The sequence below is a fragment of the Vibrio sp. V42_P2S4T144 genome (genome assembly GCF_009904715.1).
Classification (GTDB): domain Bacteria; phylum Pseudomonadota; class Gammaproteobacteria; order Enterobacterales; family Vibrionaceae; genus Vibrio; species Vibrio alginolyticus.
In genome coordinates this window covers 1-4806 of record NZ_WXWS01000112.1, presented here as the reverse complement: position 1 = coordinate 4806, position 4806 = coordinate 1, and the positions used below count along the sequence as shown (strand labels likewise).

Genomic DNA, 4806 nt, shown 5'->3' with positions numbered 1-4806 from the left:
GCGTATATGTTTATTTAATTAAGATATATCGTCAAGAGGAAACCGTCCATCGTCATAAAAGTTTCACATCTAACGAACAGCTTGATTGTAAAGAGAGAGATTCAAAGAGATAAAAGATAAGACAAGAAATTATGCAGTCGCGATGCTTTGACTCCAGCGAACCGCTTCACCTAAGGAGAGCTTCACTTCCTCTAAAGGCAACCCCAATTGCATCGTGATTTTTTCAACCCCTGACCAATCGGCACGCTCGTAGCACTCTTCGAGGGAAATAAGTGCACCATAAACCCCTTTGCGATGTAATAGCGCTTGTTGTACTGAATGACTAAGCGGTAACTGCCTAACTAAAGATTCCACCGAAAGATCCAGCAGCGCATCTAGAATCGACAGCAAACCAACCATGAAACCTTGCTCGTTGAGGTGAGAGAATGGCTGATAGCGCGACATCAATTGGCAAAATTGAGCTCGTTGCAATGAAAGGTGATACAGCTCTCGAGGCTTGTTACTGGAGATATACGATGCCACAACCAAAGAGACAAACTGCTTAAGGTTATCCTGGCCAAGATAAATCAATGCCTGACGAAAAGAGCTGATTTCGACAGCCAAATTCGGCGCTTGCGTATTTACAAAACGCAATAATTTATATGACAACGCGACATCTTGCGTAATGATGGACTCGATACGAGTAAAGTCAGGCTCAGGAGCACAAACTTCACGAAACAGTTGCAATGCCAACACTTGCTCAGGACTGACGTATTTAGTCTGCGAGACGAGTGGCTTGCTAAAAAAATAACCTTGGAAAAATTTAAAGCCAGCCGCTTTCGCTTGCTCAAACTCTTCTGCGGTTTCAACACGTTCTGCTAAAAAGTGGTATTTGACGCGTTTGGCAAGGTGTGTTTTGACCAGTTCACAGGCCTTTTCGAGCCCCATCGCCATAATGTCGAGCTTCACAATATGCACATATGGCAAAAAACGACGCCATTCTGGTGTTAGGGTGAAGTCATCCAAAGCGATCAAGTAACCTTCTCGATAAAACTCACGAATCGCATCAAGAAGCTCATCCGTAGGTTGGCACGTTTCCAACACTTCGATGACAATTTTGTTTTTCGGCAAACTGCGCGGCAAACGTCGCACCAAGCTTTGATGAGGAAAGTTAATAAAGCATCTTGAAGAGGCAATCACTGGGTTAGTACCCAGTGATAGGAAGTTTTCGACGATCAGTCGGTATGTCGCTCGATTTGAATCAATATGTGAAGGGTATGCGTTACTCTCCCCGTCTCGAAACAACAATTCATAACCCAGCGTCTGTCTTTTTCGGTTAAAGATCGGCTGGCGAGCGACATACGTTGTATTCATGCTAAAGAAGGACCTATAAATGGCTTATGACTTTGCAGCTGCTAATAATGCACCACAACCCATGAACATTGAACCGAATACTTTGTTTATTTTTCCCATGATTTTATCGGAGCGAATAAAGCGTCCCATTTGTGCTGCCAAGCTCGTGTAACCCAACATTACACACGCATCAATCACGACCGTAGTGACGCCAAGCACCAACAGTTGCGTGATTTGGTCTTTTGCCGGGTCAATAAACTGCGGGAACAACGCCACCAGAAAAACAATCGATTTAGGGTTGGTGAGGTTAATCAACACTGCCTTGTACAACAGCGCCGTGCCTGACATCTCGTTGTGGTTTTCAGCTGCGACTAGGCTTGATGTGTCGCGCCATTTCTGAACCCCCAGCCAAACCAGATAAGCGGCACCAACCCATTTAATGACAGAAAATGCGGTTGCTGACTGCGCGACAAGCGCACCAATACCCGCCCCCACCAGCGCGATGTGGATAACTAAACCAATTTGTAAGCCAATAATGGCACCCAGTGATTTACGGGTACCGTAACTCAAACCATTACTGATTGAGTTCACCGTGCCAGAGCCCGGAGCCAAACTAAAAACGATTGCTGTTACTACATAAGCTAACCAGACATGGGTATCCATTGCATTTCCTCACTAATTCTTCGATGATACATCGCGTAAACAACGTATCTTCAGGTAATCAACTAATGGCGACTAACCATTCACCTTTGACTTATACTCAAGAGACATTATTTGAGCAAGCAATTGGTGGTCCGATCGCAGCACTTTGGCAAACTCGCCAAGAGGGCTTTGTTAAAGGGACTGAGAAAAAGAACATTTACTGGTGCAAGCTAACCAACCCAGAGCATAAAAAAGCCGTGCTCATCGTAAATGGACGCATTGAGTCTTCCTGGAAATACCAAGAGCTGTTTTACGATCTCTACCGCCAAGGTTTCGATGTCTATTCCTTTGACCACCGCGGACAAGGTTTATCAGATCGTTTATTATCTGACTCAGATATGGGTCACGTCTATGACTTTACTGATTATATTGATGATATGGACATCGTCGTAAAAAAACACGACCTTAGCGAATATCAACAATGCTTCATCATCGCGCACTCTATGGGCGGCGCGATCGCCACACGTTACCTGCAAACTCACCCAGAACACCCTTTTACTGGTTTGATTCTAAGTGCGCCCATGTTTGGCATTAACCTGCCATGGTACCTATCACCAATAGCGATTCCGGTCACACAAATTATGTCAGCGGTATCGACTTTGCCACGCTATGCACCAGGACATCAGGCCTACTTCCCTAAGCCCTTTGAAGATAACCCACTTAGCCAAAGTTACGGCCGCTACCAATGGTTCCGAAACCTATATACGGAAAAACCGGAACTGCAAGTCGGTGGGCCAAGCACTCGCTGGGTTTGGCAAGGGCTCATGGCCGCTAAGCAGTGCTTTTTATTAACTCGCCAAGTCAAAATACCAGTAATCCTAATCCAAGCCGGAAACGATCGGATTGTTAGCAACCTCGCGCAAAAGCGTTTTATTGATAAATTGCGGAAAACCAACCCGCACGCGGAGCTGCTTTCCATCGAAGGCGCACAGCATGAAATCTTATTCGAGACCGACAAGTATCGTAATCAAGCGCTCGATGCGATTTTCCGCTTTATGAATGACCCTAAATCGCCATCAAACGAACAAGCACAATAAGAACTCTAGGCGACCATTTCACGACTAAGATTAAAGAGGAAATGTCTACACATCGATTTACCCTCTTTTTCATCCTCATTTTGGCGTACACTGCTTGAACTTGGCTACTTTGACACAGTGTTTAACCGCATAGTGCTACGGGCCCAAGTTCCCCCGCATTCGGAGCAGTACGATCTAGTCAGTCTGCTGTACTCCGTTTGCAATTCACCTGTTCCACACTATCCAAACCGTTTACGAGGACTTCATGAGCACATCGCTACCTTGCAAAGAGATCACCAAAATCGTTGCCTCTGATCTGGATGGCACGTTACTCGCACCAAACCATCAGCTCAGTGCTTACTCAAAAGAGACGCTAAAAGCGCTGCATGAAAAGGGTTATACCTTTGTCTTTGCAACCGGCCGTCACCACGTAGACGTTGCGAGCATCCGTCGCCAAGTTGGCATTCCAGCTTATATGATCACGTCGAATGGTGCCCGAGTGCATGACCAGGAAGATCAGCTAATGTACAGCGAGAATGTCCCTGCGGAACTGGTACAAGGCGTGATCGACACGATCAAACATGATCAAGAAATACTTATTCACATGTATCAAAATGATAGCTGGTTGATGAACAAGGATGATGAAACGTTACGTGACTTCCACGATGAATTCACTTACGTCTTATTTGATGAAGACCACGCCCCAACTGACGGTATTGCGAAAGTTTTCTTCACGCATCCTGGAGAAGACCACGAACGTTTGGTCGTATTTGAAAACAAACTACGTGAGCAGTTTGGTGATAAGCTGAACATCGCATTTTCAACGCCTTGGTGTTTGGAAGTAATGAGCGCTGGCGTGTCTAAAGGTCATGCTCTTGAAGCGGTAGCGAAAAAACTCGACCTCACGTTAGAAAACTGCGTAGCATTTGGTGATGGCATGAATGACGTAGAAATGCTGTCGATGGCAAGTAAAGGGCTAGTTATGGGTACATCACACGAAAAAGTGATGAAAGCTCTACCAAATAATGAAGTAATTGGCAGCAATGCAGAAGATGCGGTTGCACACTACCTACAAGAACACTTGCTGTAAGCTTCAATACTCCAAATAATGAAGGGCTGCACATTCGCAGCCCTTCTCTTTTATCGCTGACTTGGCAGCTTCTCTTTGCCAAGAATCGCGTCCCATTCTTCTTCTGTCACGGGCATAATCGACAAGCGATTTCCACGTTTCACCAACGGCATGTTCTCAAGTTCTGGCATCGCTTTCATCACCGACAACGGAATCACTCGCGCCGTTTTACGTACAAACTCGACATCCACCATAATCCAACGCGGGTTGTCTGGGTCTGACTTTGGATCGTAATAATCGCTTTCGGGATCGAATTGGAAATGATCGGGATAGGCTTCTCTCACAGCTTTAGCAATACCTGCCACGCCAACATGTTTACAAGAAGAGTGGTAAATCAGGACTAAATCGCCCACCTTCACTTGGTCACGCATCATATTGCGCGCCTGATAATTACGAACTCCCTCCCAACATGAAACCTTTTGGGTTCGAAGCGTGTCAATAGAAAAGGTATCTGGTTCAGTTTTAAATAACCAATATGCCATAATGCCATCCGATGCCGATTGAGTAACAATAATGAGGAAGATATAACATGAAGGCTTTGAAAAACCCAGTGGCGCTTACCACCCTGCTGGTTCTGCAAGCATGTAGTTCACAGTCGCCACAATCTGGTGCCGCTGACCTAACCTC

Annotated in this window: 5 protein-coding genes; 2 read left to right on the top strand and 3 right to left on the bottom strand. The window is 45.6% G+C overall.

Annotation, left to right across the window (positions count from 1 at the left end):
* Positions 1–129 precede the first annotated feature (129 nt).
* Positions 130–1353 carry an EAL and HDOD domain-containing protein gene (locus tag CAG68_RS03800; RefSeq protein WP_053304474.1) on the bottom strand — a complete coding sequence of 408 codons (1224 nt, stop codon included), beginning with the start codon at positions 1351–1353 and terminating at the stop codon, positions 130–132.
* Positions 1354–1377: 24 nt separating this feature from the next.
* Entirely contained in the window at positions 1378–1995 is a 618-nt protein-coding gene (gene rhtB / locus CAG68_RS03795; RefSeq protein WP_054729573.1) for a homoserine/homoserine lactone efflux protein, read from the bottom strand.
* A 65-nt stretch (positions 1996–2060) separates the two neighbouring features.
* Between rhtB and CAG68_RS03790 the strand changes: the two genes are divergently transcribed.
* Both CAG68_RS03790 and CAG68_RS03785 read left to right on the top strand, forming a co-directional pair.
* Positions 2061–3071 carry an alpha/beta fold hydrolase gene (locus tag CAG68_RS03790; RefSeq protein ID WP_005378733.1) on the top strand — a complete coding sequence of 337 codons (1011 nt, stop codon included), beginning with the start codon at positions 2061–2063 and terminating at the stop codon, positions 3069–3071.
* A gap of 244 nt (positions 3072–3315) precedes the next feature.
* On the top strand, positions 3316–4140 hold the full coding sequence (locus tag CAG68_RS03785; RefSeq protein WP_054729576.1) for a Cof-type HAD-IIB family hydrolase: 825 nt from the start codon (positions 3316–3318) through the stop codon (positions 4138–4140).
* A gap of 50 nt (positions 4141–4190) precedes the next feature.
* Here CAG68_RS03785 and CAG68_RS03780 read toward each other — a convergent pair whose 3' ends face one another.
* Positions 4191–4661, bottom strand: coding sequence for an EVE domain-containing protein (locus tag CAG68_RS03780; RefSeq protein ID WP_054729579.1), 471 nt, complete (start codon positions 4659–4661; stop codon positions 4191–4193).
* Between the last annotated feature and the right edge of the window lie 145 nt (positions 4662–4806).

Coding starts and splice junctions, on each gene's coding strand:
- CAG68_RS03790 (WP_005378733.1), top strand. CDS start 2,061: ATGGCGACTAACCATTCACCTTTGACTTATACTCAAGAGACATTATTT.
- CAG68_RS03780 (WP_054729579.1), bottom strand. CDS start 4,661: ATGGCATATTGGTTATTTAAAACTGAACCAGATACCTTTTCTATTGAC.
- CAG68_RS03800 (WP_053304474.1), bottom strand. CDS start 1,353: ATGAATACAACGTATGTCGCTCGCCAGCCGATCTTTAACCGAAAAAGA.
- CAG68_RS03785 (WP_054729576.1), top strand. CDS start 3,316: ATGAGCACATCGCTACCTTGCAAAGAGATCACCAAAATCGTTGCCTCT.
- rhtB (WP_054729573.1), bottom strand. CDS start 1,995: ATGGATACCCATGTCTGGTTAGCTTATGTAGTAACAGCAATCGTTTTT.